21 protein-coding genes are annotated in these 26,852 nt (G+C 59.0%); 15 read left to right on the top strand and 6 right to left on the bottom strand.

The genetic code is table 11. The features are described 5' to 3' along the window. The first annotated feature begins 80 nt into the window (after positions 1–80). Genes M3090_RS06340 through M3090_RS06330 form a run of 3 tightly spaced genes read left to right on the top strand, consistent with a single transcriptional unit; the run spans position 81 to position 2,849 of the window. Entirely contained in the window at positions 81–992 is a 912-nt protein-coding gene (locus M3090_RS06340; protein WP_410553179.1) for a DMT family transporter, read from the top strand. Positions 993–1,016: 24 nt separating this feature from the next. Then, the gene (locus M3090_RS06335) at positions 1,017–2,048 is read left to right on the top strand and encodes an alcohol dehydrogenase (RefSeq protein WP_249054633.1); all 1,032 of its coding nucleotides are present in this window, start codon (positions 1,017–1,019) and stop codon (positions 2,046–2,048) included. A gap of 45 nt (positions 2,049–2,093) precedes the next feature. Then, positions 2,094–2,849 (top strand): exodeoxyribonuclease III, encoded by a 756-nt coding sequence (locus tag M3090_RS06330; protein WP_249054632.1) that lies wholly within the window; start codon positions 2,094–2,096, stop codon positions 2,847–2,849. Between the two features lie 365 nt (positions 2,850–3,214). Here M3090_RS06330 and M3090_RS06325 read toward each other — a convergent pair whose 3' ends face one another. Together M3090_RS06325 and M3090_RS06320 are read right to left on the bottom strand one after the other, a co-directional pair. After that, positions 3,215–3,877, bottom strand: coding sequence for a polysaccharide deacetylase family protein (locus M3090_RS06325; protein ID WP_249054630.1), 663 nt, complete (start codon positions 3,875–3,877; stop codon positions 3,215–3,217). A 5-nt stretch (positions 3,878–3,882) separates the two neighbouring features. Further along, positions 3,883–7,308: a protein O-mannosyl-transferase family gene (locus M3090_RS06320; protein ID WP_249054628.1), complete on the bottom strand. Its 3,426-nt coding sequence runs from the start codon at positions 7,306–7,308 to the stop codon at positions 3,883–3,885. 414 nt (positions 7,309–7,722) lie between these two features. On the opposite strand from M3090_RS06320, the gene M3090_RS06315 reads away from it, so the two are divergent. Together M3090_RS06315 and M3090_RS06310 are read left to right on the top strand one after the other, a co-directional pair. Next, positions 7,723–9,153, top strand: a complete 1,431-nt coding sequence (locus M3090_RS06315) for a sialate O-acetylesterase (RefSeq protein WP_249054627.1) — start codon at positions 7,723–7,725, stop codon at positions 9,151–9,153. A 158-nt stretch (positions 9,154–9,311) separates the two neighbouring features. Next, positions 9,312–11,069 (top strand): glycoside hydrolase family 9 protein, encoded by a 1,758-nt coding sequence (locus M3090_RS06310; RefSeq protein ID WP_249054626.1) that lies wholly within the window; start codon positions 9,312–9,314, stop codon positions 11,067–11,069. 77 nt (positions 11,070–11,146) lie between these two features. Here M3090_RS06310 and M3090_RS06305 read toward each other — a convergent pair whose 3' ends face one another. From M3090_RS06305 to M3090_RS06295, 3 genes are all read right to left on the bottom strand, one after another. After that, positions 11,147–12,301 carry an acyltransferase family protein gene (locus M3090_RS06305; RefSeq protein ID WP_249054625.1) on the bottom strand — a complete coding sequence of 385 codons (1,155 nt, stop codon included), beginning with the start codon at positions 12,299–12,301 and terminating at the stop codon, positions 11,147–11,149. Between the two features lie 82 nt (positions 12,302–12,383). Continuing rightward, entirely contained in the window at positions 12,384–12,947 is a 564-nt protein-coding gene (locus M3090_RS06300; protein ID WP_249054623.1) for a Crp/Fnr family transcriptional regulator, read from the bottom strand. Between the two features lie 19 nt (positions 12,948–12,966). Further along, positions 12,967–13,992, bottom strand: a complete 1,026-nt coding sequence (locus M3090_RS06295; protein ID WP_249054622.1) for a TlpA disulfide reductase family protein — start codon at positions 13,990–13,992, stop codon at positions 12,967–12,969. Between the two features lie 466 nt (positions 13,993–14,458). On the opposite strand from M3090_RS06295, the gene M3090_RS06290 reads away from it, so the two are divergent. From M3090_RS06290 to M3090_RS06245, 10 genes are all read left to right on the top strand, one after another. Next, positions 14,459–14,935 carry a pyridoxamine 5'-phosphate oxidase family protein gene (locus tag M3090_RS06290; protein WP_249054621.1) on the top strand — a complete coding sequence of 159 codons (477 nt, stop codon included), beginning with the start codon at positions 14,459–14,461 and terminating at the stop codon, positions 14,933–14,935. 74 nt (positions 14,936–15,009) lie between these two features. Continuing rightward, a complete protein-coding gene (locus tag M3090_RS06285) occupies positions 15,010–15,903 on the top strand; it encodes a serine O-acetyltransferase (protein ID WP_249054620.1) in 894 nt (297 codons plus the stop codon). A 99-nt stretch (positions 15,904–16,002) separates the two neighbouring features. Beyond that, a complete protein-coding gene (locus tag M3090_RS06280; RefSeq protein ID WP_249054619.1) occupies positions 16,003–17,433 on the top strand; it encodes a class I SAM-dependent RNA methyltransferase in 1,431 nt (476 codons plus the stop codon). Then, on the top strand, positions 17,417–19,636 hold the full coding sequence (locus M3090_RS06275; protein ID WP_410553177.1) for a DPP IV N-terminal domain-containing protein: 2,220 nt from the start codon (positions 17,417–17,419) through the stop codon (positions 19,634–19,636). Before M3090_RS06280 ends, M3090_RS06275 begins: the two co-directional genes overlap by 17 nt. Positions 19,637–19,955: 319 nt before the next feature. Then, positions 19,956–21,230, top strand: coding sequence for a phosphoribosylamine--glycine ligase (gene purD / locus M3090_RS06270; RefSeq protein WP_249054618.1), 1,275 nt, complete (start codon positions 19,956–19,958; stop codon positions 21,228–21,230). Between the two features lie 30 nt (positions 21,231–21,260). Further along, a complete protein-coding gene (locus M3090_RS06265; RefSeq protein WP_249054617.1) occupies positions 21,261–22,259 on the top strand; it encodes a hypothetical protein in 999 nt (332 codons plus the stop codon). Next, entirely contained in the window at positions 22,241–22,708 is a 468-nt protein-coding gene (locus M3090_RS06260; protein WP_249054615.1) for a YqaA family protein, read from the top strand. Before M3090_RS06265 ends, M3090_RS06260 begins: the two co-directional genes overlap by 19 nt. Before the next feature lie 16 nt (positions 22,709–22,724). Continuing rightward, a complete protein-coding gene (gene mnmD, locus M3090_RS06255) occupies positions 22,725–23,378 on the top strand; it encodes a tRNA (5-methylaminomethyl-2-thiouridine)(34)-methyltransferase MnmD (protein ID WP_249054614.1) in 654 nt (217 codons plus the stop codon). A gap of 193 nt (positions 23,379–23,571) precedes the next feature. Next, positions 23,572–24,465, top strand: coding sequence for a metal ABC transporter solute-binding protein, Zn/Mn family (locus M3090_RS06250; RefSeq protein WP_249054613.1), 894 nt, complete (start codon positions 23,572–23,574; stop codon positions 24,463–24,465). A gap of 1 nt (position 24,466) precedes the next feature. Continuing rightward, entirely contained in the window at positions 24,467–25,237 is a 771-nt protein-coding gene (locus tag M3090_RS06245) for a metal ABC transporter ATP-binding protein (RefSeq protein WP_249054612.1), read from the top strand. Here M3090_RS06245 and M3090_RS06240 read toward each other — a convergent pair. Then, positions 25,234–26,733: a glycoside hydrolase family 43 protein gene (locus M3090_RS06240; protein ID WP_249054611.1), complete on the bottom strand. Its 1,500-nt coding sequence runs from the start codon at positions 26,731–26,733 to the stop codon at positions 25,234–25,236. The two genes, M3090_RS06245 and M3090_RS06240, sit on opposite strands and share 4 nt — an antisense overlap. Between the last annotated feature and the right edge of the window lie 119 nt (positions 26,734–26,852).

Raw genomic sequence — 26,852 nt, 5'->3', positions numbered from 1 at the left:
TTTTCCGGTGTAGGGTATTTTTTTCGGCCTTGTTTCGTCCGGTGCGATTAATATATGTTTATCTTTGCACGGTTATGGATATGCATCGGTTACATCTACATAGGACTCGGGGCGTGGCGGCTTTTCATGCGGTGGCGGTGGTCATCGTAGGGATATGGGGCCTGACGTTCATTTCCACCAAGTTGTTGATAGAGGCAGGCATGACGCCGCAAGAGATTTTTCTGCTTCGTTTCCTGATGGCATACATAGGCATTTGGTTTTTGTCCAAGGGCAAGTTGTGGGCCGACAGGTGGCAGGACGAGCTTTGGTTGCTGGCGGGTGGCGTGACCGGCGGGTCTTTTTATTTCCTGACGGAGAACATGGCTTTGGAGTATACGTTGGCCACGAACGTGTCGTTTCTGGTGTGTACCACGCCGTTGGTCACCACGTTGCTGTCTTTGCTGCTCTACAAGAAGGAGCGGGCCACGAAGGCGCTGATAGGCGGTTCGCTGACGGCATTGGCCGGGGTGGCGCTGGTGGTGTGCAACGGCCATTTCGTGTTGCGCCTTTCTCCTGCGGGTGATTTGCTTTCGCTGTTGGCTTCTTTTTCCTGGGCTGTTTACAGTTTGATTATGCGGCGCATGGCCGACCGCTATGAGGCGGTGTTCGTCACGCGCAAGATATTTTTCTACGGGGTGCTGACCATATTGCCGGTATTTGCCTTCCGGCCCTGGCAGTTCGAGGTGTCCCGTCTGTTGGAACCTTCCGTCCTTTTCCATTTGCTCTTTCTGGGCGTGCTGGCGTCGCTGGCCTGTTTCGCCGTGTGGAATGTCGTGCTGAAGCGGTTGGGCACGGTGCGTGCTTCCAATTACATCTACCTCAACCCTGTGTTCACGCTGACGGGTTCGGCCATTGTGCTGGGCGAGCGGTTGACGCCGATGGCGTGGGCGGGCATGGCGCTGATTCTGGGCGGGGTCTATTGGGCCGGAAGGAAAAAGAAAGAATCTGTATAACTTATTATAAAAGAGGAGAAGAGTATGCTTGCATATACGTATGTAGAACAGGGAAGGTTCGAGTTGCGCGAGAAGCCCCGGCCGCAGTTGCTGGATGCGCGCGATGCCATTGTACGGGTGACGCTGGGAAGTATCTGTACGAGTGACTTGCACATCAAGCATGGCAGTGTGCCGCGTGCGGTGCCGGGCATCACCGTAGGCCATGAGATGGTGGGCGTGGTGGAAGAAGTGGGCAGCGCTGTCACTGCGGTGTGCCCCGGCGACAGGGTGACGGTCAACGTGGAGACCTTCTGCGGCGAGTGTTTCTTCTGCCGGCATGGCTTTGTGAACAACTGCACGGATCCTGATGGGGGCTGGGCATTGGGATGCCGCATCGACGGGGGGCAGGCGGAATATGTGCGCGTGCCTTATGCCGACCAGGGATTGAACCGTATTCCCAGCGGGGTGAGCGACGAGCAGGCCTTGTTCGTGGGCGATGTGCTGGCCACAGGCTTTTGGGCGACACGTATTTCAGACATTACGCCGGACGATACGGTGCTTGTCATCGGGGCGGGGCCGACGGGCATCTGTACGCTGCTCTGTGCGATGCTGAAGCAGCCCCGGCGCATCATCGTGTGCGAGCAGTCGGCCGAGCGCATCCGGTTTGTGAGGGAGCATTATCCCGATGTGCTGGTCACCACGCCCGAGGAGTGCAAGGCCTTCGTGCTGTCGCACAGCGAGCATGGCGGGGCCGACGTGGTGTTGGAGGTGGCGGGCACGGACGATTCGTTCCGGCTGGCGTGGCAGTGTGCGCGGCCCAATGCTGTGGTTACCATCGTGGCCCTCTACGACCGTCCGCAGGTGCTCCCCTTGCCCCAGATGTATGGCAAGAACCTGACGTTCAAGACGGGGGGTGTGGACGGATGCGATTGTGCCGAGATTCTCCGCCTGATTGCCGGGGGGCAGATTGATACGACGCCGCTTATTACCCACCGTTTCCCCCTGGCCCGTATCGACGAGGCCTACCGCCTGTTCGAGCAGAAAGCCGACGGGGTGATGAAGATAGCGATTTTTTAATTCCCAATTCTTATTTCTTAATTTTCAATTCTCAATTCTCCATTTATGAAGTTTATCTCGTGGAATGTGAACGGCCTGCGTGCGTGCAAGGACAAGGGCTTTGTGGAGGCGTTCAAGCAGTTGGACGCTGATTTCTTCTGTCTGCAAGAGACCAAGATGCAGGCGGGACAGTTGGATTTGTCCTTCGAGGGCTATGAGTCGTATTGGAACTATGCCGAGAAGAAGGGTTATTCGGGCACGGCCATCTACACGCGGCACCAGCCCCTGAGTGTCACCTATGGCATCGACGTGGAGCACCACGACCGCGAGGGGCGCGTCATTACGCTGGAGATGCCTGCGTTCTTCCTGGTGACGGTCTACACGCCCAACTCGCAGGATGGGTTGCGACGTCTGGACTACCGCATGACGTGGGAGGATGACTTCCGCCGCTATCTCCTGGCACTGGACGCGCGCAAGCCGGTCATCGTCTGCGGCGACCTGAACGTGGCGCATCAGGAGATTGACTTGAAGAACCCGAAGACCAATCGCCGAAACGCGGGCTTCACGGACGAGGAGCGTGCCAAGTTCACCGAGCTGCTCGGCGCGGGCTTCACCGACACTTACCGTTATTTCTACCCTGACCGCACGGACATCTATTCCTGGTGGTCCTACCGTTTCCGGGCGCGGGAGAAGAATGCGGGCTGGCGCATTGACTACTTCCTCACCTCCAAGCGCCTGGACGACCGCCTGGTCAGTGCCGACATCCACACGGACATCTATGGCTCCGACCATTGCCCCGTCGAGGTGGTGCTGGACCTTTGACCCTCCGCTGCCCCTCCCTTTCACCCTCCGCCATCACTCCTATTGACGCTGCCTGTATACCGCTATGCAGGCTGTGTCAATAGGCCTTTTCACCCTTATTATCTGTAGTGGGATAGGATTCTTATTCCACGTGAGATAGAAAACTTATTCCACATGAGATAAGAAGTTTATTCCACATGGGATATGAAACTTATCTCACGTGGGATATGCAGTTTATTCCACGTGGAATATGCAGCCACCATAGGCCTATTCGCAAAGGGTCACTACTGCCTGTCCCTGTGGCTGAATAGGGCGTGTGGCGAAGGGTCACTGCGGCAGTAGCCTTGGAACAGGTGTGTCCAGAGGCGGCGGGGGAGGAGAGGGGGTCAGAGCAGGCAGAAGGTGTAGCCCTCTTCGCGGAGGAAATCCAGGGCGCGGGGCAGGGCATAGGGCAGGTTGCCGTTGGTCCACGACTTCAGCGAGTCGTGGAAGGTGATGATGGAGCCGTTGCGGGCGTAGCGCATGACGTTGGCCAGCACCTGCGGCGGGCGCAGCTTCTTCGAGTAGTCGCGCGTGACGAGGTCCCACATGACGATGCGGCAATGGTGGCGCAACACCATGTACTGCCCCCAGGTCATGTGCCCGTGGGGCGGGCGGAAGAGGATGGGGTGCAGGGCAGCTTCGACCTGCTCGGGAGGCAGGTCGTGGCAGGCTTCGAGCATGAAGTCGTGCGCCCGGCGGACGTCTTCGAGGTATTGGTTGGAGCTGTTCTCGAAGCCTCGCAGGTGGTGGAACGTGTGGTTGCCGATGCGGTGCCCCTGCTCGACGACCTGGCGGAAGACGTCTGGGTGCTTGCGGATGTTGTCGCCCACCATGAAGAACGTGGCCTTGACGCCGTGCCGTGCCAGCACGTCGAGCACCCACGGCGTCACCTCGGGGATGGGCCCGTCGTCGAAGGTCAGGCAGACAGTCTTCGCCGTCGGGTCCGTCCGCCACAGTGCGCTGGGGTAGAGCTTGCGGACTATTTCAGGAGGTTGTTCGATAAACATGGGTTTTATTCTGCTTTATATCCCATGGCCGTGACATACTGGTGGTACAGTTCGCCGAATTTCTCCTCATACTGTTCCGTCATCGTCGAGCCGTATTTCTTCATCAGGCTGATTTCCGAGTTGAGCAGCGAGAGGTGGTATTCGCACTCCTGCACGGAGATGGCCAGGCGTGTTTCGTCCAGGCTGAGGTACCACGTCAGATATTCCATCGACTTGTCGGCCAGTGCCCCAGCTATGCGGTCGCCCGCCTCCGTTTCACCCAGTTGGTAATAGGCCTCGGCCATTTGCAGGGCGCCGTTCTGGTAGTCGTAGGGCACGTTGACGGCAGGAATCATCTTCTCCGCATAGTCCAGTGCCGCTTTCGCCTTGTCGCGCTTACCCTCCTTCATCAGTTGCTGCACCAGTTGCGCGAAGATGCGGCGGTGCGAGTAGCACATGCGCAGGGCATTTTCGTCGATGTAGATGCCCGGCTTGTCGATGCCCCCGTAGCGGAACTTGTGCATCAGGTTGTCGTACATCTTCTCCGAGTCAAGGCTGACGCCCGTCTTCGTGTTGTCAAACGGCGTGAACCGATAGGCCAGTCCCTCCTGTATGAAGTGGTTGGCCATGCCCAGTTGGTTGTCCGTGCCCACGCTGATGGCAATGTAGATGGGTCGTTCCCAGTTGGCCTCGGCCAGCATCTCGAGCATCATCAGTTCGCTCTTGTAGAGGGCGCGTTTTCCTTTCAGTGAGATGTGCATGTAGTCCGGTATGCTGTCGCCCGGAATCATCATGCCGCTGCGGCGCACGGCCTCTTTGTCTACCTTGATGACGATGCTGTCGGTCGGTATGATGTTGAGGTCCTTGTTGCTGGGATTCCTTACCCAGTATTTCAGGATGTTTTTCAGCTCGTAGGGGTTGTCGCCAAACTCCTTCTGGATGTTCACCAGCACCTCGGGGTTTCCGGCCAGGGCCTCTTTCTTGGCCTGTGCATAGAGTTGGTCGAGGCTCTTGGCCACTTCGGGTTGCACGGGGATGTATTCGTTGGTGCCTTCCACATACTCCATGCGGTCCCACGTGATGGGCAGCGACGGACTGTCGTAGGCCGGGCGCTTCATCTGGTCGATGTACCAGTCGGTTTGCAGGTAAGACAGGTTGCAGGTGCGTGCGTCGGGCCGGTAGCCTTCCGTCTCTTGTCCGTACCACAGCGGGAAGGTGTCATTATCGCCGTTGGTGTAGATGATGGGGTTGCCGCTTTCCTGGAGCGACATCAGGTAGTTGTAGCCGAAGTCGCGGGCCATGTAGCGGTCGCTGCGGTCGTGGTCGTCCCATGTCTGGCTCGCCATCTGTATGGGTACCAGCAGACAAGCCAGTGACACCAGCAGGGCGACAGGCAGCGAGGGGCGGATGTCGGGCATCCATGTGCCTTCGTTCCAGGCGGCCATCTGTTCGGTTGTCCACTCTTCCTTACGCTTGTGCGTCAGGTTGGCGATGAGCTGGGTGATTCCCATCACGCCCAAGCCTATCCAGATGGCAAAGGCGTAGAACGAGCCGGCGTAGGCATAGTCGCGTTCGCGGGGCTGCATGGGGGTCTGGTTCAGGTAAAGTACGATGGCGATGCCCGTCATGAAGAACAGGAAGAATACTACCCAGAACTGTTGGATGCCCCGGCGTCCGCGGTAGGCCTGCCAGATGAGGCCGATGATGCCCAGCAGCAGCGGCAGGCAGTAGAACACGTTGTGCCCCTTGTTTTCCTTGAGTTCGGTGGGCAGGTATTCCTGGTCTCCTATCAGCCAGTTGTCTATGAAAGAGATACCCGTAATCCAGTTGCCGTGTTCAATCTCTCCGTTGCCCTGGATGTCGTTTTGCCGTCCGGCGAAGTTCCACATGAAGTATCGCCAGTACATCCAGTTGAGCTGGTAGGAGAAGAAGAACTTGATGTTCTCCCATTGGGTGGGGACGTTGACCATTATCATTTCGCCACAACGGTCGAACGGGACGTCGCGGCCCTTGATGTTCATCCACGCTTTGTAGTACTGCGCGTGTGCCGAGCTGTACATGCGTGGGAAGAGCATGTTCTGCGCATACTCATATTCGATGCGTCCGGGGATTTCGATGTAGCTGTCTTTCTCGTCGGGCGTGGCCTTCTCCTTGCGGATGAACTTGGTGTCTTCGCTATTGACGCGTGGCTCGCAGTAACCGTCTTTCACGTCGAGGGCTACTTGTGAGGAGAACGTCTGCCCGTAGAACAGGGGGCGTGTGCCGTACTGTTCACGGCCCAGGTATTCGCCCAGCGTGAAGATGTCTTCCGGCGAGTTCTGGTCCATCGGCGTGTTGGCCGTCGAGCGTATCACGATAAGGGCGTATGAAGAGTATCCCACCACGATGAGCAGCGTGCACAGCAAGGCCGTGTTGAGGGCACGGGCACTGACGCGCCACTTCTCCTTAAGGGCGGCTTGCGTCTGCGGGCGGAGGTAGAACCACATCAGGGCAATGACGATGAGGCCGATGACCACCGAGCCGGCTCCGTGTCCGTAGAAGGGGATGCCCAGCATAGCGATGGTCAGGATGAAGGACAGGGCCATGCGCAACGGGCTGTGTTGCATATATGTCTCGTACACGCCCCAGATAAGTGCAGCGGCCAGCAGGACGACGTACACCAAGACGCCCGTGTTGAAGGGCATGCCCAGCGTGTTGACGAACAGCAGCTCAAACCATCCGCCCACCTTCACGATGCCCGGCACGATGCCGTAGAGCACCACGGCCACCAGTACGGCCGAACCCAGCAGTGCCAGCAGAGAGCCCTTGGCGTTGGCATGGGGCACTTTCTTATAATAATAGATAAGGACGATGGCAGGCAGGCAGAGCAGGTTGAGCAGGTGCACGCCGATGGAGAGCCCCGTCAGGTAGGCGATGAGCACCAGCCAGCGGTCGCTGTGCGGCTGGTCGGCCACGTCTTCCCACTTCAGGATGAGCCAGAAGACAACTGCCGTGAAGAGCGATGAAAAAGCGTAGACTTCGCCTTCGACGGCCGAGAACCAGAACGTGTCGCTGAACGTATAGGCCAAGGCGCCCACCAGTCCGCTGCCCATGATGGCCACGGTCTGTCCGGCGGTGATGTGCGTTTCGTCCGACACTATCAGCTTGCGTACCAAGTGTGTGATGGTCCAGAAGAGGAACAGGATGCACGCGGCGCTCATCAGCGCACTCATGTAGTTGACCATCTTGGCCACTTCCGAGGCATCGGCAGCAAACTGTGAAAACAGGTTGGCCACGAGCATGAAGAAAGGTGCTCCAGGCGGGTGGCCCACTTCCAGCTTATAGCCGGTGGTGATGAACTCAGGGCAATCCCAAAAGCTTGCGGTCGGTTCGATGGTCATGCAATAGACCGTGGCCGCAATGAGGAAAGTAATCCAACCCATCAGGTTGTTTACGGTACTGTACTTTTTCATTCGGATTCGTCGATTGTTGCTTTTTTTCTGGTCCCTGTTCCCGTGTTTTTCGGGCACGGCGGGGCATATGCGCGGCAAAGATAGCGATTTACTGCGAAAAGCGTGGCAAATCGTCTGATAATTAGTATTGCTTAAGGAAGTTTCCGCTTTCGATGCCTTGTGGGGATGGTTGCCGTGCGTTGCGGCCGTGGCTCTTGTCCGGACGGAGGACGGCTGTTGTTCGGGGCGGGCGTGCCTCTTGTCCGGACGAAGTATGCTTGTTGCGTGGCGGTGCGGGGGACGGGTATCATTTGTGTTTTTCTTCTGGTTCGGATGTTGTCTTTTCCGAAAAAAGAACTTCCGCGCATTGCTTTTTCGAGGGCGGAGCTTTACTTTTGTGGGAAACATATGTCTGTTTAATCAATCGATACCGTTATGAAAAAGAAAATCCTTGCTATCCTTCTTCTGTGCGGTGCCCTGACGGCGGGCGCCAAGGTGAAACTGCCCGCACTGATGGGCGACAATATGGTGCTCCAGCAACAGACCGACGCGCGCCTGTGGGGCTGGGCCGACGCCGGAGCTACCGTCCGGGTGAGCACGTCGTGGGACGGACAGACGCACACGTGTCGCGCCGGCAGCGACGGGCGTTGGTTGCTGACGGTCAAGACTCCCGCCGGCAGTTATACCCCTTATGAAATCACCTTCGACGACGGCGAGCTTGTCACCCTGCGGGGCGTCCTCGTGGGCGAAGTCTGGCTGGCTTCCGGACAGAGCAACATGGAGATGCCCCTGCGCGGCTTCGGCGGCTGCTGCGTGCAGGACGGGGTGGACGAAGTCATTGCCGCCGCCGACCATCCCTATGTCCGCTTCTTTACCGTGCCGCTCAACATGTCTCATGAGTTGGAATACGACTGCGCCGCTGCCTGGCAGGTGCCTTCCGTCCACACGGCCGCCGGGTTCAGCGCCACCGCCTGGTTTTTCGCCACTTCCTTGGAGAAAGCCTTGCGCGTCCCCGTGGGCATGGTCGTGTCGGCCTTCGGGGGCACCCGTGTCGAGAGCTGGCTCAGCCGTGAGGTGCTGCAAGGCTATCCCGACGTCAACCTGCAGAGGGAAGCAATCGATGCGTACGAGCCGGCCTACATGCGCCCCATGCTGATGTACAATGCGATGCAGGTGCCCGTCCGCAACTATACCTTCAAAGGCATCATCTGGTATCAGGGCGAGGGCAACGTGGGCGCCCACCAGACCTATGCCCAACGCCTGGCCGACATGGTACGCCTGTGGCGCAGCGACTTCCGCCTGGGCGACATTCCTTTTTACTATGTCGAAATAGCTCCCTATGCCTACGGCGACAACGGCCAAGGCCTGCAGGGAGCTTATCTGCGCGAAGCCCAGTTCCGCGCCCAGAGCCTTATACCCAACAGCGCCATGGTCTCCACCAACGACCTGGTCGAACCCTACGAACTCTTCAACATCCATCCGCGCAACAAGCGCACGGTGGGCCGCCGTCTCTCGTACCTGGCGCTCAACCTCACCTATGGCATGAAACAAATCAACTGCTGGGGGCCGCAGTACAAGTCGTGGACGGCGAAAGGAAACGAAGCCTGGGTTAGCTTCGACAACCTCCAGATGGGCATCTGCCGTAACTACGACATCCGGGGCTTCGAAGTGGCCGGCGAAGACCATGTCTTCCACCCCGCCGACAACGTCTGGCTCCATTGGCAGACCAACGAACTGGTCGTCTCGTCGAAAGCCGTCGCCCACCCCGTGGCCGTGCGCTACGCCTTCCGCGACTTCCTGCCCGGCACGTTGATAGGTGGCAACGAGCTGCCTGCCGTCCCTTTCCGCACGGACAATTGGCAGTGATTATCAATATTTAAGACATTCGGTGCGGAGAATCCGGAAAAAAATCGTTACTTTGCCGACCATTGTTGCAGCACACCGGCCTTTTGCTTCCGGCGCACCGGAAGCGGCCCGTGGCAACCGGCACACAGACTATTATTTTATTTATACATCATTCATCTATGAACAACAAACTGATTTGTTTCGGAATCATTGCAGGCGGACTGGCAGCATGCGGCCAGTCTAACCCTGACATCATCCGCTTGAACCAGGTGGGCTACTTCCCGCAACAGGAAAAAGTGGCCGTGGCGGACACCGTGGGAGTGACAGAATTTACCGTGCTCAATGCAGCCACCGGGGCAGAAGTGCTGAAAGGCAGCACGCAGGCCACCGTGCCCAATCCCTGGAGCAGCAAGACCCGCACGACGATGGACTTCAGCTCCGTCAGCGAGCCCGGGCAGTACTGGCTCCTGGCAGGTGGCGACACAGCCGTCTTCGAAGTGAAGGAGCGCCCCTTGCAAGTCGTGGCCGACGCCGCCTTGAAATCTTTTTACTACCAGCGCACAGGCATGCCCATCGAAGAGCAGTATGCCGGGCAGTGGAACCGTCCCGCCGGACATCCGGACACGCAGGTGCAGATTCATCCCAGTGCAGCAGGCCCTTCGCGCAAGGCGGGTGACGTCATCTCCTCGCCCAAAGGCTGGTATGACGCAGGCGACTATAACAAATACATCGTCAACTCGGCTTACAGCATAGGACTGATGCAAGCCGTTTACCGGCTCTTCCCCGACTACTTTGCCCAGCAAAAGGTGAACATACCGGAAAGCAACAATGCAACTCCCGACCTGCTGGATGAGCTGTATTACAACTTGAGCTGGATGCTGACGATGCAAGACCCGGCCGACGGTGGCGTGTATCACAAGCTGACAACCCCGTCGTTCGAAGCCTTCATTAAGCCGGCCGACTGCCAGCAACCGCGCTACGTGGTGCAGAAAAGCGTGACAGCCACGCTCGACTTTGCTGCGGTCATGGCGCAAGCTTCCCAGATATACAAGGCTTTCCAGAAGGATTACCCGGGCTTCTCCGCTAAAGCGCTGCGGGCCGCAGAGCGTGCGTATGCGTGGGCAGAGAAACATCCCGAGGCCTACTACGACCAGGATGCTTTGAACCAGCAGTATGATCCGGACGTGACGACGGGTGCGTATGGCGACAAGGATGCGAGCGATGAGTTCTTCTGGGCCGCTTCCGAGTTGTATTACACCACGGGCAAGCAATCCTATCTTATTAAAGCCGTCAAGTCGTCGCCCCGTTCCTACACGTTGCCGTCGTGGGCCAACACGTCAGCTTTAGGCATGTTTGCCTGGCTGGTTCCCGAACGCGAGAAGCAGTTGAAGGACGTGGTGGCTTCCGGGCTCGTAGGCTCGCTGAAGAGCTATCTCCTGGCATACGCCACCGATGCGGTGAAAGACGCCAACGAGGCAGCGTTCCACGCTCCGTACGGCGACAGCGAGAGCGACTTCGGCTGGGGCTGCCTGGGCGAACAGGGTGCCAATCAGGCTACGACGCTGGTCTATGCTTACTTGCTGAGCGGTAAGAACAACTACCTGACGAACGCTTACCGCGACATGGACTACCTCTTGGGACGCAACCCGCTGGGCTACTGTTTCGTCACCGGACTTGGTACGAAGAGCCCGCTGCATCCCCACCACCGCTTGTCGGCCACGGACGGCGTAGACGCTCCCATACCGGGCTTGCTGGTGGGCGGTCCCAATCCGGGGCAGCAAGACGGGGTGGCCTACCCGTCGTCTTTGCCTGACGAGTCGTATGTGGATGCCGAAGAGTCGTACGCTTCCAACGAGATTGCCATCAACTGGAGCGCGGCGCTGGTAGCTGCCTCTTCGGCACTGGATGCGCTGAGCCAGCCGTCGGCCGAAAAGTAACTTTCGAACGGACAGCATAAAAAAAGCGGAACCGCCGGGTTCCGCTTTTTTTGTGTCTCTGCCTGTCGGGCGGGGAGCTATTTCTTTTTCAGAAAGCGTTTTGTCAGCCACTTGCGCACGGGCTCGTCGTAGAGTTTCAGGGCGGCGTAGGCCAGCAGCACACTGCCCACGTAGACCACGAGGGCCATCGGCCAGATTTCACCGAAGGTATAATACTTGTTCTCTATCAGCCACGAATAGAAGAGGTACATCACCGGATAGTGCACCGCGTAGAGCGGGAAGGAGATGTCCCCCGAAAACTTGCATATCTGCGTAGAGCGCCGGTCGGTCGTCTTGCCCGAAGCACCCAGCCACACCAGGGCGGGGAAGATGAGGAAGATGCACACCGATTCGTACAGTCCGTTGAGGCTGACCACGGCCTGCCCTTCGATGTAGGGCACGCAGAACAGCACGAGCAGCACTGCCGAGCAAATCCAGAACGCTCCCCGAACCCTGACGGGTTGGAATTTGCGCGCCAGCAACATGCCCAGCGAGAAGGGGAAGAGCATCCGCAGCAGTCCGCCGAAGAAGTTCAGCCCGTCCAGCGTCCAGCCCACGCCTATCATGCCGTAGCCCACTACGTCGAACAGCATGAACCAGGCCAAGCCCGCGCCTGTCAGGACTACGAGGGCGGCCAGCGTCTTGTTGCCGAGGCGGTGGATGAACAGGGCATAGAGCAAGTTCCCGATATACTCGAAGAAGAGCGACCAGCTCGGGCCGTTGAGGGGAAACATCTCTGCGTTGCCCCGTATGTCATAACACGAGCCGGGGGCGGCGGGGATGAAGAACAGGGCGCAGAGCAGGGCCAGCATCACCATCGACGTGGCCACGCGCGTGCCGTCCCACATGACGGAACCTTGCAGCACGTAGAACACCACGCCCAGCACCGCACCCATCACAATCATGGGGTGCAGGCGGATGAGGCGCCGCTTGAAGAAGTTGCCCAGCGTCAGCGAGCGGCCCCAGCGGTCGTCGTAGGCATAGCCGATGACGAAACCGGAGAGGATGAAGAAGAAGTCTACGGCCAGGTAGCCGTGGTTAATCGTTGTGATGACGGTGCCGCCAGCTGCGAACGACAGTCCTTCGAAGATGTGGTAAAACACTACCAACAGGGCGGCCACCCCGCGCAGGCCGTCCAGGATTTCGTAATGGGGTTTGGAGTCCACGTATGCGGCTGATGAAGGTCTCGACATGATGTGTGTGAATGTTGTGGTTAAAACGACACAAAGATAGGCATCTTTCGGACAACAAACATTTGTCCTGCGACAAAAAAACTCATCTCCTGCCGCGCAGGCGGCTCAGCGTAGGCAGTGTAATGCCCAGGTAAGAGGCGATGTAGCCCAGTTGCACGCGCTGCACCACCTGGGGGAACTGATGGCAGAAAGCCTCGTAGCGCTCGGCGGCGGAGAGTGTCAGCCGTTCCTTGTGCGAGCGGTGCAGGCGGCGGTACTCGTTCTGGTGGATGATGCGTCCCCAGTTGGCCAGTTCCAGGTTCGTCTCGAACAGGCGGCGCAGGTCATTCAGGTCGATGCGGCAGGCGGTGGTCTCTTCCAGCGTCTCCACATACTCCTCGCTGGGGCGGTCGTAGTACAGCTCGTCCATGCTGAACACCATGCCTCCTTCGGCCATGAACGACGTAGTGATTTCCTCGCCGTTCACCAACCAATAGGAGCGCGTGATGCCCCGCTCGATGAAGTAGGCCGCGCCCGCCCGTCGCCCTTCCTCCACCAAGAGATGCCTCTTGGCGAAGCGGCACGGCGCGAGGCAGTCGCGCAGGGCGCGCTCCGTGGCGGCCGACAGGGGGACGAGGGAGCGGATGGTCTGCAAAGTATGTTCCATGGCGCGATGTCCGGTCAGGTTAATCCAGCAGTTCAGCCAGTTTCTCGGCCAAGGCTTCGCCCCGCAAATTCCGTGCGATGATTTTACCGTCGGAGGTGTTTATCAGAAGGTTGTCCGGTATTCCTCGCAGGCCGTAGGCTCTCCAGAAAGGATGTTGGGCAAAGGGGCGGTCAAAAGGGGCAATGACGTTGTGCCACTCCATGCCTTCTTGCGCCAAAGTCTTTTTCCAGTTTTCCCGGTTGTTGTCGAAGGCCACGCCATAGATGTCGAATCCTTTGTCTTTATACTTGCCGTAGGCGGCTTTCACGTAGGGCAGTTCTTTTCGGCAAGGGGCGCACCATGTTGACCAGAAATCCAGCAGGACGTACTTCGTCCCGTCCTGGTCTACCACCCGGTGCAAGGCAAGCGTGTCTCCGTCCGCGCCTTCGCTCGCCAAGTCATAGTAAGTCGTTCCGACGTCGGCCCGGATGGCGTCGATCTTGTCTTTCACGTATAAGAACAAGGGATGGTTGCCCATTTCGGGTGCGAAGCGAGCCGTCAGTTCTTTCAGTTCGTCCCAGGCCAGCACGCCCCTCAATTCATCTAAGTAATGGCAACCCAGTACGTTCAGGTTTGTCTTTACCAGTTCCGTTGTTTGCGCTTTCCAGGCTTCCGGGTCTTTCCGGTGAAGTTTCAGAAGGCGGTTGTAGGTCTCGTTCCAGGGGCTTCCTTCTACGAATAAGCCGTCGCAGACCAAGGCATATCCCGTTTCCGGGAAGAAATAATTGCTTATTTGCTGAAGAGACCTCGAAGCGGAGTTTTCGCCCATGTAAAGCATAGCGATGCCTGTTCCGGTATTTCTGCTTTCCAGATAGAAAGCGTGGCCTTCAATCTTGGCGGAGTCCAAGTAGCTCCAGTTCGTAGCGTCTGCCACGAACATGTACTGTCCGTCTACAAATGCCGAGGATTCACCTTGGATGACATACGTGTCTTTGCCTGAATAGTTCGCTTTGTGGCCACAGCTTGCCAGAAGTGCGGCAGCAGCCCATATTAGCCATTTCTTCATAACTGTAAAACTGAATGTTGGGTTTGTGTTAAAAATAGGCGCATTCCCTGTGAAGGGGGATGTCGTGGCTTGTTAACCGGGGGCAAATTTAAGAAAAATATGCACGTCTGTGTTTTTTCTTTTCATAAAAACTTGGTTGCCTGCCTGTTTTTGTCTGTTTGGAATGTAGCATCCGGTCCTGTTTCTGCTGGCAGGTGTTCTCCGGCGGAACGGGCAAGGCCGTTTGCGGGCAAACGCCGAGAGGGTTTCTCTGTGTGGCGACACTTCTCTTAAGGTGTTTCGCAAGTCCCTGTCAATGAGTCCTCCGCTTCCTCTTCGGAAGAGCCTGGCCTCTTGTTCGGACGGGCCGCCGCTCTTGTTCGGACGGGGCGCGGCTCTTGTCCGGACGAAGCAAAGACCCGGCGCGCCGCTGGTTTTCCGGGGATATTGTGTATCTTTGTCGGTGATTAACATAGGAGGATTACCGATGAAGACAAAAATCCTGACCGACCGTGCCGAGATGGAGGCCGTCATAGCCAAGTGCCCTTACTGTCTGGTAGGGCTGACGGACGACCGGGGCGAGCCTTACGTCGTGCCCATGAACTTTGCCTATGCCGACGGTGTGGTCTATCTACATTCCGGTCCCGGAGGCAGCAAGGTGCGCTTTGCGACGGAGCGTCCCCGTGTCTGCCTGACCTTCTGCGAAGGGCACGACCTGGTGTGGATGCACGCGCAGATGGCGTGCAGTTACAGCATGAAGGCGCGAAGCGTGATGTGCCGCGGCAGCGTTGCCTTTGTCGAAGACCTGGCGGAGAAGCGCCGGGCGCTGGACTTGATGATGAAGCACTACACCGACACGCCCTGCGGATACTCCGACCCGGCCGTGCGCCACGTGCTCATCTGGCAGGTGAAGGTGGAGGAAATGACGGGCAAATCCTTCGGATTGCTGCCTTCCGAATTGTAAATGGCCCGTTTGTTAGGTTATTTGCCGAATACTTCGTACTTTTGTCGCTGTTTATCAAGATTAAGACACGCCCGATGAGCCCACTTAACTTCACACACATTTTGACGCAGGCCGTCGACCAACTGTCTGCACCCGAGAGCTACGAAGGCCTCTTCTTGCGGCACACGGAAGGGAACCCGCTCCCTTCGGGCCGCGACCTGCGCCGCATCGTAGACCTGGCGCGTGCCGTCATCTTCCCGGGTTATTTCGGAAACTCTACCGTCAACAGCCGTACGCTGCCCTACCACATCGGCGTCAACATCGAACAGTTGTTCGAACTGCTGACCGGGCAAATCCTGGCCGCCCTCTGCCTGGACGGCAAAGAGGGAGATTGCGCGGCCTGCACTGACGAGCAACGCGGTCGTGCCGCCGACCTGGCCGCCCGCTTTGTCAGCACGCTGCCGCGCCTGCGCCGCCTGCTGGCCACCGATGTCGAAGCGGCCTACAACGGCGACCCTGCCGCGCGTTCCTTTGGCGAGGTCATCAGTTGCTATCCCGCCATACGCGCCCTGAGCAACTACCGCATCGCCCACGAGCTGCATGTGCTGGGCGTGCCTCTCCTGCCCAGGTTCATCACCGAGATGGCACACAGCGAGACGGGCATCGACATCCATCCCGGCGCCCAAATTGGCGAACACTTCACCATCGACCACGGCACGGGCGTGGTCATCGGCGAGACGTGCATCATCGGCTCTCGTGTGAAGCTCTACCAGGGCGTCACCCTCGGGGCCAGAAGCTTCCCCTTGGACGCCGACGGCAACCCCATTAAGGGCATCCCCCGCCACCCCATCCTGGAGGACGACGTGATAGTCTATTCCAACGCCACTATCCTGGGGCGCATCACCGTGGGACGCGGGGCAACGGTGGGCGGAAACATCTGGGTGACCGAAGACGTGCCGGCAGGGGCGCGCATCGTACAGAGAAAATGAAGCGAACGAGTGAACAGGCACACCGGTGGACAAGGAAGGAAAAGACTCGTTTCCCTCGTGTCCGCAGCCTTGTTTCCTCGTCTCCTAATAACAACATATATGGAACAGACCTTTGAAATGATAGCCAAGACCTTCCAAGGCTTGGAAGAAGTGCTGGCCTCTGAACTGATTGCGATGGGGGCCGATGACGTGCAATTGGGGCGGCGGATGGTGTCGTTCCGGGGTGACAAAGAACTGCTCTACCGGGCCAACTTCGGCCTGCGTACTGCTCTGCGCATCCTGAAGCCCATCAAGCATTTCAGTGCAGTCGACCCGGATGCCGTCTACGAAGAGGTGAAAGCACTTCCGTGGGAAAACTATCTTTCGCCCGACAAGACTTTCGCCGTGGATGCCACGGTGTTCAGCGAAGAGTTTCGCCACAGCAAGTTCGTAGCCTATCGGGTGAAAGATGCCGTGGCCGACTATTTCCGCGAGAAGACGGGCAAGCGTCCCGGTGTCAGTGTCACCAAGCCTGATGTGCAGCTCAACATCCACATTGCCGGCACCGACTGCACCTTGTCGTTGGACAGCAGCGGCGAGTCGCTGCACCGTCGCGGATACCGCCAGGAGACTCTCGAAGCCCCGCTCAACGAGGTGCTGGCCGCCGGTATGATTCTGCTGGCCGGATGGAAGGGCGAGTGCGACCTCATCGACCCCATGTGCGGCTCGGGCACCATTCCCATCGAAGCGGCTCTCATTGCACGCAACATCGCCCCCGGTGTCTTCCGGCAGAGTTATGCTTTCGAACAGTGGCCCGACTTCGACCCCGACCTGTTCGAACGTATCTACAACGACGACAGCCAGGAACGCCCCTTCGAGCACAAGATATACGGCTACGACAACTCCATCAAGGCCAATGCCGTGGCCCAGCGCAACGTGAAGGCCGCCGGCGTCAGCCGCGACGTGGTGCTGAAGCTACAGCCTTTCCAGCAGTTCGAGCAGCCGAAAGAGAAATCCATCATCATCACCAACCCGCCCTACGGCGAGCGCATCTCCAGCAGCGACCTCCTGGGACTTTACCAGATGATAGGCGAGCGGCTGAAACACGCCTTTACGGGAAACACGGCCTGGGTCTTGTCCTACCGCGACGAGTGTTTCGACCAGATTGGGCTGAAGGCGAGCCAGCGTATTCCTTTGATGAACGGCGGGTTGGAGTGCGAGTTCCGCAAGTATGAGATTTTCGACGGGAAGTACCGCGACTTCCGCGAAGGGGGCGAGGCGCTGGACAAGCCTTTCGAGGCTGCTGAACGCCGGGAACGCCCGGCCTCTTCTTCGCGTCGGCCGTTCCGCACGGAAGGAGGGGCCGACCGCCGACGCTCCGACCGTCCGGCACGTTTCGAACACCGTGACAACCGCCCCGGCCGTCGCGACGACCGTCCGGCGGAGCGCAAACCCCGCTCGGGCAGCTCGTACACCGAGCGCAAACGCCTTGAAAGAGAACTGCAAAAGAAACCGAAGACTGACAATACCTCTTATGAAACTACTGACTAAAACCTTGTGCGCCCTGCTTCTGGGGGCGCCCGCTTTGCTTATGGCACAATCAAACACTGCTTCCCCGGCATCCGCCCTGAAGATGCCTACCTTGGAAGACCTCATTCCCGGGGGGGAAACCTATCGCTATACGGAAAACCTCTACGGCCTGCAATGGTGGGGAGACACTGCCGTGAAGCCCGGGATAGACTCGCTGGTGGCCATCCGGCCGACAGACGGCAGAGAGTCGCTGCTCTTTACCCGCGACGATGTCAACCGGGTGCTCGAAGCCAAGGGGCTGGGCAAGCTCGCGCAGTTGTACGTCCTCAGCTTTCCGTGGGCGGACAAGACGCAGGCTTTGTTCCCCCTGCACGGTAAGTTTATCACCTACGACTGGACGGCACAGACCATCGTCTCGGTGCGCGACACCGACCCGAAGGCAGCCAATGTCGACTACAACAGCACGAGCGGCCACGTAGCCTATACGTTGGAGAACAATCTCTACGTAGACGGGCAGGCCGTGACCCGCGAGCCGGCAGGCGTGGTGTGCGGGCAGACAGTTCACCGCAACGAGTTCGGCATCTCGAAGGGCACCTTCTGGAGCCCGACGGGCAACCTGTTGGCTTTCTACCGCATGGACGAGCGCATGGTGACGGAGTACCCGCTGGTGGACATCACCGCCCGTGTGGGACAGGTCGACCCCGTGCGCTATCCGATGGCGGGCATGACCAGCCACCGGGTGCAGGTGGGCATCTACAATCCCTCTACTGGGCAGACCCTCTATCTGGAGACCGGAGACCCTACGGACCGTTACTTCACCAACATCAGTTGGAGTCCGGACGAACGCAGCCTCTTCCTCATCGAGCTGAACCGCGACCAGAACCATGCCAAGCTGTGCCGTTACGATGCAGGCACCGGCCGTATGCTGGAGGTGCTTTATGAGGAAGAACATCCGAAGTATGTGGAACCCCAGACGCCCATCGTCTTTCTGCCGTGGGACGACACGAAGTTCTTGCTTCAGAGCCAGCAGGATGGGTGGAACCACCTCTACCTCTTTGACTTGAAGAAGAAGAAAGCACTGGAAAGCTTTGCTACGGTGTTAGGAGGCAAGTTCGTCGCTTCGTATGAGTGCGTGCAGCTCACCCGGGGAGAGTGGTTGGTTCAGTCGCTTCTTGGATTCAATGAGAAGAAGAAGGATATATACTTCACGGCCACGAAGGAGTCACCTATGCAGAGCAATATATATAAGGTACGCGCGCGAGGAGGAGACCCCGTCTTGCTGGACAAGGGGGAGGGTGTGCACAACGCCCGGCTCTCGGCTTCGGGCACGTATGTGATAGACAACTACTCCACGCCGGACGTTCCCCGTGCCATCGACCTGCTGTCTACCAAGACGGGTGTGGCCGGTGCGCACCGCCTCTTCACTGCTCCCGACCCCTTCCGTGGGCTGGTCATGCCGACGGTGGAGGTGGGCACGATGAAGGCGGCCGATGATACGACGACACTCTACTGGCGCATGTTGAAACCGGCAGACTTCGACCCGGAGAAGAAGTACCCTGTCATCGTTTACGTCTACGGCGGGCCGCACGCACAGATGCTGGCTGCCAACTGGATGTACGCCGCCCGCGGCTGGGATCTCTACATGGCGAACCGGGGTTACATTCTCTTCACCATTGACAACCGGGGCAGTGCTAACAGGGGCTTGGCTTTCGAGAACTGCACGTTCCGTCGCCTCGGCATGGAGGAGGGCAAAGACCAGGCCAAGGCGGCCGAGTGGCTCAAGACCTTGCCTTACGTGGACGGCGACCGTATCGGCGTGCACGGGTGGAGCTTCGGGGGACACATGACTACGGCCTTGATGCTGCGCTATCCGGAGCTGTACAAGGTCGGCGTGGCAGGCGGGCCGGTCATCGACTGGAGATACTACGAGGTGATGTACGGCGAGCGCTACATGGACATGCCGCAGACCAATCCCGACGGATACGAAGCGTGCGACCTCAAGACCCTGGCCGGGCAGTTGCGGGGCAAACTGTTGCTGATTCACGATGACCACGACGACACCTGTGTGCCGCAGCACACGCTCTCGTTCCTCAAGGCCTGCATCGACGCCCGCACCTATCCGGACCTCTTCATCTACCCGTGCCACAAGCACAACGTCATGGGGCGCGACCGCGTACACCTCCACGAGAAGATAACCCGCTACTTCGACGACTACCTGCGCTGAGCCCCACGACGGGCCGTCCCTGAAGGGGTAGCCGGAAGACAGTAGCGGACACGTCCCGGAGACAGTAGTGAACAGGCTCGGAAGACAGGAGTGAACACGGCCTGTTCACAGTAGTGAACGAGCTGTGCTGACAGTAGTGAACCGGAAGGGGAGACCGGTGTGACCCCCGAAACGCCGCACCTGTGACGACTCTGTCAAGGCTGTATGGACGACAGCATCAAGACAGCATCGATGGCAGCGCCGAGACAGTATCGGCGGAAACGTCAAGACAGTATCGGCGTTTCAACCTTGATTACGAACAGAACTAAACTGATTGGATATGAACATCTTACTACTCGGCTCGGGCGGCCGCGAACACGCACTGGCGTGGAAGATAGCCCAAAGCAACAAAGTGGAGAAACTCTACATCGCCCCGGGCAATGCCGGAACAGGCCGCGTGGGCGAGAATGTCGACATCCGGGCGACCGACTTCCCTCGCCTGAAAGCCTTCGCCCTGGAGCGCGGCATCGATATGGTGGTCGTCGGTCCGGAAGACCCGCTGGTGCAGGGCATTTACGACGCTTTCCAGGAAGACGAAGCCACGCGCCACATTGCCGTCATCGGCCCCACCCGTTCGGGCGCACGGCTGGAAGGCAGCAAGGACTTCGCCAAGGCGTTCATGCTGCGCCACGGCATCCCCACAGCGCGCCATCTCAGCGTGACACGCGACACGCTGGCCGCCGGACTGGACTTTCTCGCCACTCTGCCGGCTCCTTACGTGCTGAAGGCCGATGGTCTCTGCGCCGGCAAAGGCGTCCTGATACTCCCCACGTTGGATGAGGCACGCCGCGAGCTGGAAGCCATGCTGGGCGGCATGTTCGGCGACGCCAGCGCTACGGTATTGATTGAAGAGTACTTGAGCGGCATCGAGTGCAGCGTCTTCGTCCTGACCGACGGCACTCATTACCAAGTCCTGCCTGTGGCCAAAGACTACAAGCGCGTGGGCGAAGGCGACACCGGATTGAACACCGGGGGCATGGGCAGCGTGACGCCCGTACCCTTTGCCGACGACGCGTTCATGCAAAAGGTGCGCACCCGCATCATCGAACCTACCGTCAACGGCTTGCACGACGAAGGCATCCTCTACAAAGGTTTCATCTTCCTGGGACTGATGAATGTGGGCGGCGAGCCTTACGTCATCGAGTACAACGTACGCATGGGCGACCCCGAGACGGAGAGCGTCATGCTCCGCCTGAAGTCTGACCTGGTAGACCTGCTCGAAGGCGTGCGCGACGGTAACCTGGACCAACATCCGGTGGAAGAAGACCCGCGCGCAGCCGCCTGCGTCATGCTGGTCAGCGGCGGATATCCCGAGGCTTACGAGAAGGGCAAGCCCATCGCCGGGCTGGACGAAGCCGAGGCCACGGGCAGTATCCTGTTCCATGCGGGTACGACGGAGAAAGACGGCCAAGTCCTGACCAACGGAGGCCGCGTGCTGGCTGTCTGCTCCTACGGCGCCACCAAGGAAGAGGCCCTGGAGCAGAGCTATCGCGCCGCCCGCCTGGTGCAGTTCGACCGCAAGTATTTCCGTCGCGACATCGGCTTCGACCTCTGACCCCTTCACCCGCAGCCCGCGTCAGCCGATATGCGAACGAAGCGTTTCCAAAGCAGGGTGGTCTCGTGGCGTTACACGCTGCCGGCCGCCCTGGTCATAGCTGTGGCCTGCCGGGCCGTGGCCTTGGCCGTGCTGCCTGTCCGGCCCGTCCTTGGGGGTGGCAGTGCGTTGTGGACACAGTTCGTGGGCGGACTGGCGGAACTCCCGTCCTGGTGGGGCGGCTTCCTGTGCCAGTTGCTGGTGGGCTGGCTGCTGATTATGCTGAACAATGCCTTCGTCCTCATCCGCGTGCGTGCCTCCTTTCAGTCGGCCGTCTTCCTGCTGCTGACGGCTGTCGTCGGGCCGGCCTTCTACCCGCTTCATCCCGGCGATGCGGCTGCGGCTGCGGTGGTGGCCTCGCTGTTCTTCCTGTTCCGCAGCTACCGTGCCCCTTCGGCTGCCGTCGACCACTACCTGGCGGCTTCTTGCCTGGGGCTGGGCAGCCTGGCGGTGCCCCAGTTGCTGTTCTTCCTGCCCCTGTACTGGGTGGGAGGCTACTGGTTCCAGTCGCTCTCGGTCAAGAGTTTCTGCGGTTCGTTGCTGGGCGTGATGCTTCCCTACTGGTTCTTGTTCGGCCACGCCTATTGGCACGGTGATTGGCCGTTGTTCGTGGCTCCGTTCCTCGACCTGTCCCGGTTCGCCCCGCTGTTTCAGGGGCTGGACGGTGGCCGGGCAGTGCTTTTGGCCTGTCTGTTCGTGCTCTTCGCCGTGTCGGCCGGCCACTTCCTCAGTTGGGGCCACGAAGACAAGATTCGCACACGGTGCCACCTGCGCTTTTTCGTCTTGCTTTCCTTCTGCCTGTTTCTTTATATTTTCCTCCAGCCACAGTGCGGCATTTGTCTGGTTCCCCTTCTGGTGGCCTGCGTCAGTGTCCTGGCCGGACACCTGTTCGTGCTTTCCCACGGGCGCGTTTCCAACGTGTTTTTCATCAGCACGCTGCTTGTGTCGGCGGGGCTTTATGTGTTTGAGCTATGGATGCAGCTTGGATAGAATCGCTGGTGCAGTTGCTTACGGACTGGGGCTATCTGGGCTTGTTCATTTCGGCCCTGCTGGCAGGCAGCATTGTCCCTTTCAGTTCGGAGCTGGTGATGGGTGCCTTGGTAGCGATGGGTCTGGAGCCTTGGCTGTGTGTGTTGGCCGCGACGTTGGGCAATACGTTAGGCGGACTGACCTGCTATTGGCTGGGGCGTTTGGGTCGGATTGACTGGATAGAGAAATACCTGGGTGTGAAGCGCGAGAAGGTGGAGCGCGTGCAGCGATTCCTGCAAGGGCGCGGCGCGCTGATGGCTTTCTTTGCTTTCCTGCCTTTTGTGGGCGAGGCCATTGCCGTGGCGCTGGGCTTCATGCGCAGTAACTTGTGGCTGACGACGGTGTCGATGTTTGCCGGGAAGCTGGCCCGTTATGTCGCGATGCTGTGGGCCATACAGAGTGTCATGTAGAATGGAGGAGGGAGGTATGGAGCATCTTATCGAACTGACAGCCGACGGCAGCCCCACGCTGTTTGTGCCGGCGCTGGACGAGCACTATCACTCGGTGAAAGGCGCGCGCACGGAATCAGTCCACATCTTCATCGACATGGGCCTGCGGGCCTGTCCGCTTCCGGCGCCCCGGGTGCTCGAGGTAGGCTTTGGCACGGGGCTGAATGCTTTGCTGACGTGGGACGAGGCCGAGCGGACGGGACGGCCTGTCCGTTATACCACTCTCGAACTGTACCCTTTGTCTGTCGACGAGGCTCTGGCGCTGGGCTATGAAGGAGCCGCCGGGCGTCTGCGCGCCTTGCACGAAGCCGAGTGGGAGATGCCTGTGGAGCTGTCCCCGCACTTCACCTTGCGGAAATGCCGTGCCGATTTCACCACTTGTTCCTTGCCTGCCGCGGCTTTCGACCTGGTCTATTTCGACGCCTTTGCTCCGGACAAGCAGCCGGCCATGTGGAGCGAGGAACGTTTCGCCACTCTCTTTGCCGCCCTGTCTCCGGGCGGTATCCTGACCACCTATTGCGCCAAAGGCGAGGTGCGCCGACGTTTGCAGCGCGCCGGCTTCACCGTAGAGCGCCTGCCGGGCCCTCCGGGGGGCAAGCGCGAGATATTGCGTGCCGCCAAGCCTCTCTGAGCCTCTTTCTGTCGGCAAGCCGCACAACGGCCGCGCCCGCTGCGGACAAGGAGCGTGCTTCCGCCGGGCAAGAGCCGTGCCCACTGTGCGTAACAGCCAAACCTATGTCCCGACACTTAAAAAAACGCTTCTCGTTTCCGGCTTTTTGGAAATAAAGCCGTATCTTCGCGACACAATAAGCGAAGCAATCTTTATGAAAAAATCTCTATTCATCCTTTCCCTGCTGGCATGCTTCCTGACGGCCTGTTCATCCCGTCCGGGAAAGACTGCGGACGCCGACGAACGCCCGCTGATTACTGTCACCATCGAGCCTTTGCGCTATTTCACCGAAGCCCTGGCGGGCGACCGCTTCCGTGTGGTGAGCATGGTGCCCAAAGGAGCCAGCCCCGAGACGTACGACCCGACGCCGAACCAATTGGTGGACTTGTCGGAGAGTGCTGCGTACTTGTGCATCGGCTACATCGGTTTCGAGCAGGCTTGGCTGGACCGCCTGGGCGAAAATGCACCGCACCTGCGTTTTTTCGACCTCTCGGAAGGTATCCGTCTGATTCGCGACGGTGAACATGCCCACGACGGACACGGGGTGGAACCACACATCTGGAACTCTGCCCGCAACGCCTTGCGCATCGCCGGAAACCTGACCAATGCGCTTATCTCCATCGACCCCGCTTGCGACTCGCTCTACCGCCAGCGTTGCGACAGCCTGTCGCGCGTCATCTTACACACCGACAGCCTGTGCCGCGTCCTGCTGGAACAACCCGGTGCCGACCGCACTTTCCTCATCTATCATCCGGCGCTTTCTTACTTCGCCCGCGACTACGGCCTGCGCCAGATTCCCATCGAGGCCGGGGGTAAGGAACCTTCGCCGGCTTACCTGAAGGAGCTGGTGGACGTCTGCCGGAAAGAGACGGTGCATGTGATTTTCGTGCAGCCCGAGTTCGACCGGCGCAATGCCGAGCTTATTGCGGAGCAGACCGGCGCCCGCGTGGAACCCATCAATCCCCTGTCTTACGACTGGCCGCAGGAGATGCTGCACGTGGCCAGGGCTTTGAGCTTGCCTGCCGATACGTTGAATCAAAAGAAATGAGATGAACGCCCCCCTGATAGAAATCAAGAGCCTGCGCGCGGCATACGACGGGAAGACGGTGTTGCACGATGTCGACCTCACTGTCTACGACCGCGACTTTCTGGGCATCATCGGCCCGAACGGAGGCGGCAAGACCACGCTCATCAAGTGCATACTGGGTCTGCTGAAACCCGCCGGAGGCACCATTGCCTACCATTCGTGCCGGCCGGGCGGTGCAGACGGCAAGCTGGCGATGGGCTACCTGCCCCAATACACGGCCATCGACCGTAAGTTTCCCATCACCGTCGAAGAAGTGGTGCTGTCCGGCCTGGCAGGGCGCAAGTCGCCCGTGGCACGCTTCACCGCCGCCGAGCGCGAGAAAGCCCGGCAGGTCATGGCCCGCATGGGGCTGGAAGGACTGGACCGTCGGCCCATCGGTGCCCTGAGCGGGGGACAACTGCAACGCGCGCTTCTGGGGCGGGCAGTCGTCTCTGACCCCGAAGTCGTCATCCTTGACGAGCCGAGCACGTACATCGACCGGCGTTTCGAAGCCCGTCTTTATGAGCTACTGTCCGACCTGAACCGCGAGTGCGCCATCATCCTGGTGAGCCACGACATCGGCACCGTGCTCCAGCAGGTTAAGTCCATCGCCTGCGTCAACGAAACGCTGGACTATCACCCCGATACCGGCATTACGTCCGAATGGCTGGAGCGCAACTTCCAGTGTCCCATCGAACTGCTGGGACACGGCATGTTGCCTCACCGCGTGCTGGGCTTGCACAAGCACGATTAGCGGCCGAAGCACCACTCGTCGAACTTCAGTGCACTGCCTTCGAAGACGAAGCACAGGTCGTGCACGCCTTTTGTTTCGGATGAGACTTGCACGGTGTTCGCCGTCATCGTCTCGCTGTCGAAGCTGATGCGGGCTACCAGCGTGCCTTCCGGTTTGTCCAGATGCACTTCCAATGTGCCTTCCCCTTTTGCCCGCGCGGTAAACGTCTTGGCCCGGCGGCCGAAGTCCACCCCGCGCACCAGGATGGCCGAAGCCTCGTCTGTCCGTCCCGTCGCAACCATATTGCCCGGTTGGTCTGTAGCCTCGAAATCCACGCCCAGCGTGGCGGCTGTCGTTTCGGCCTGTTGGGTAATGTAGGGATTCAGCGGTTTGATTTGCTCCACCCCCTCCAGCGTGGCCTGTCCCATGAACAGTTCGGGTTTCTGCTCGTCCACCTTCAGTTTGTTGATGCACACGCTGCGGAAGCCGCCTTCGGTGCCTTTATATTTCTGCAGGGGCATGCCGTGGTAGAGCAGGTAGTATTCCCCTTGGAATTTTTGCAGGTGGGTATGGTTGTTGCAGAAGTCCCAACCGTAGTTGCCGGGGTTCTTGAAATATTCCTTCTGGTATTTCCAGCTGTCCGTCACCAGCGGCGTGCGGCTGGTCATGTATGACATGCAGCATTGCGACGGTTTTTCGATTTCTTTGTAAGGCCATTCGGTGCGGTCCACCCAACTGGTGTTGTAGGTGTAAATCCAGGTTCCGTTGATGTAGTTCAGTTCGTTGGCCTCGAAGTGGTAAGGAGCTTTTATCTCTACCATTTCACTGTCCAGGCTGATGAGATCCTTGCCCAGGCGCACGATGCGGGCCACGCCCGGCATGTATTCGCTGCCATGCTCTCCCTTGCCGCCTCCGCCGAAGGCCAGCCAGCCCGTGCCGTGTTCGTCGATGACGGCACCCGGATCAAACGGGGCGGGGCAGTGGCCCAGACCCGGCATCTGCTGCCACACAATGGCGTGTCCCAGCGGGTCGCTCCACGGGCCTACGGGCGAGGTGGCTGTCAGTACGCCCACGCCCGTTCCGCTGTTGGAATAATAGATGTAGAAATGAGTCTTTCCGTCTTCCTCCTTCCGTGAGATAACGGTGGGTGCCCACGATGCCATGCCCCAAGGCGAGATGCGTGCCACGTCGATGAGGCCGTGATATGTCCAGTTCACCATATCGTCCGTCGACAACATTGCGAGCGAATGGATGTACTGATACCCGTTTTTCCCCTTTGGGCCGACACTGTCCAATTGTTGCGTGTCGTTGGTACCATATACGTACAATCTGCCTTCATGTTCTACCGAGGTGGGGTCGGCCACAAACATAAAATCCAGCAGCGGGTTGTGGTACCCCCTGGTAAACTTGGGAGACTCTTGGTAGTTAAGTTTCGCTGAATGGTTTTCCTGGCCGGACAGGGTTCCGCCCGACAATGCGGCGACGAATGCGCCTAACAATAATACAGTTCTTTTCATGGTGTTGTTGTTTTAGAGTGAATGTCTGTTGCTGCAAAGATAGCAGCTTATGGCGGACGCGAGGGTATGGAAAACGTGCAAAAAAGGGGATGATTTGTTGCTCATCCCCCTTGAAGGTT

It is taken from the genome of Bacteroides sp. ET71, from assembly GCF_023336905.1.
In the GTDB taxonomy this organism is placed as follows: Bacteria; Bacteroidota; Bacteroidia; order Bacteroidales; family Bacteroidaceae; genus Bacteroides.
Note: the sequence above shows the minus strand (reverse complement) of the source record. Positions and strands in the feature narration are given on the sequence as shown.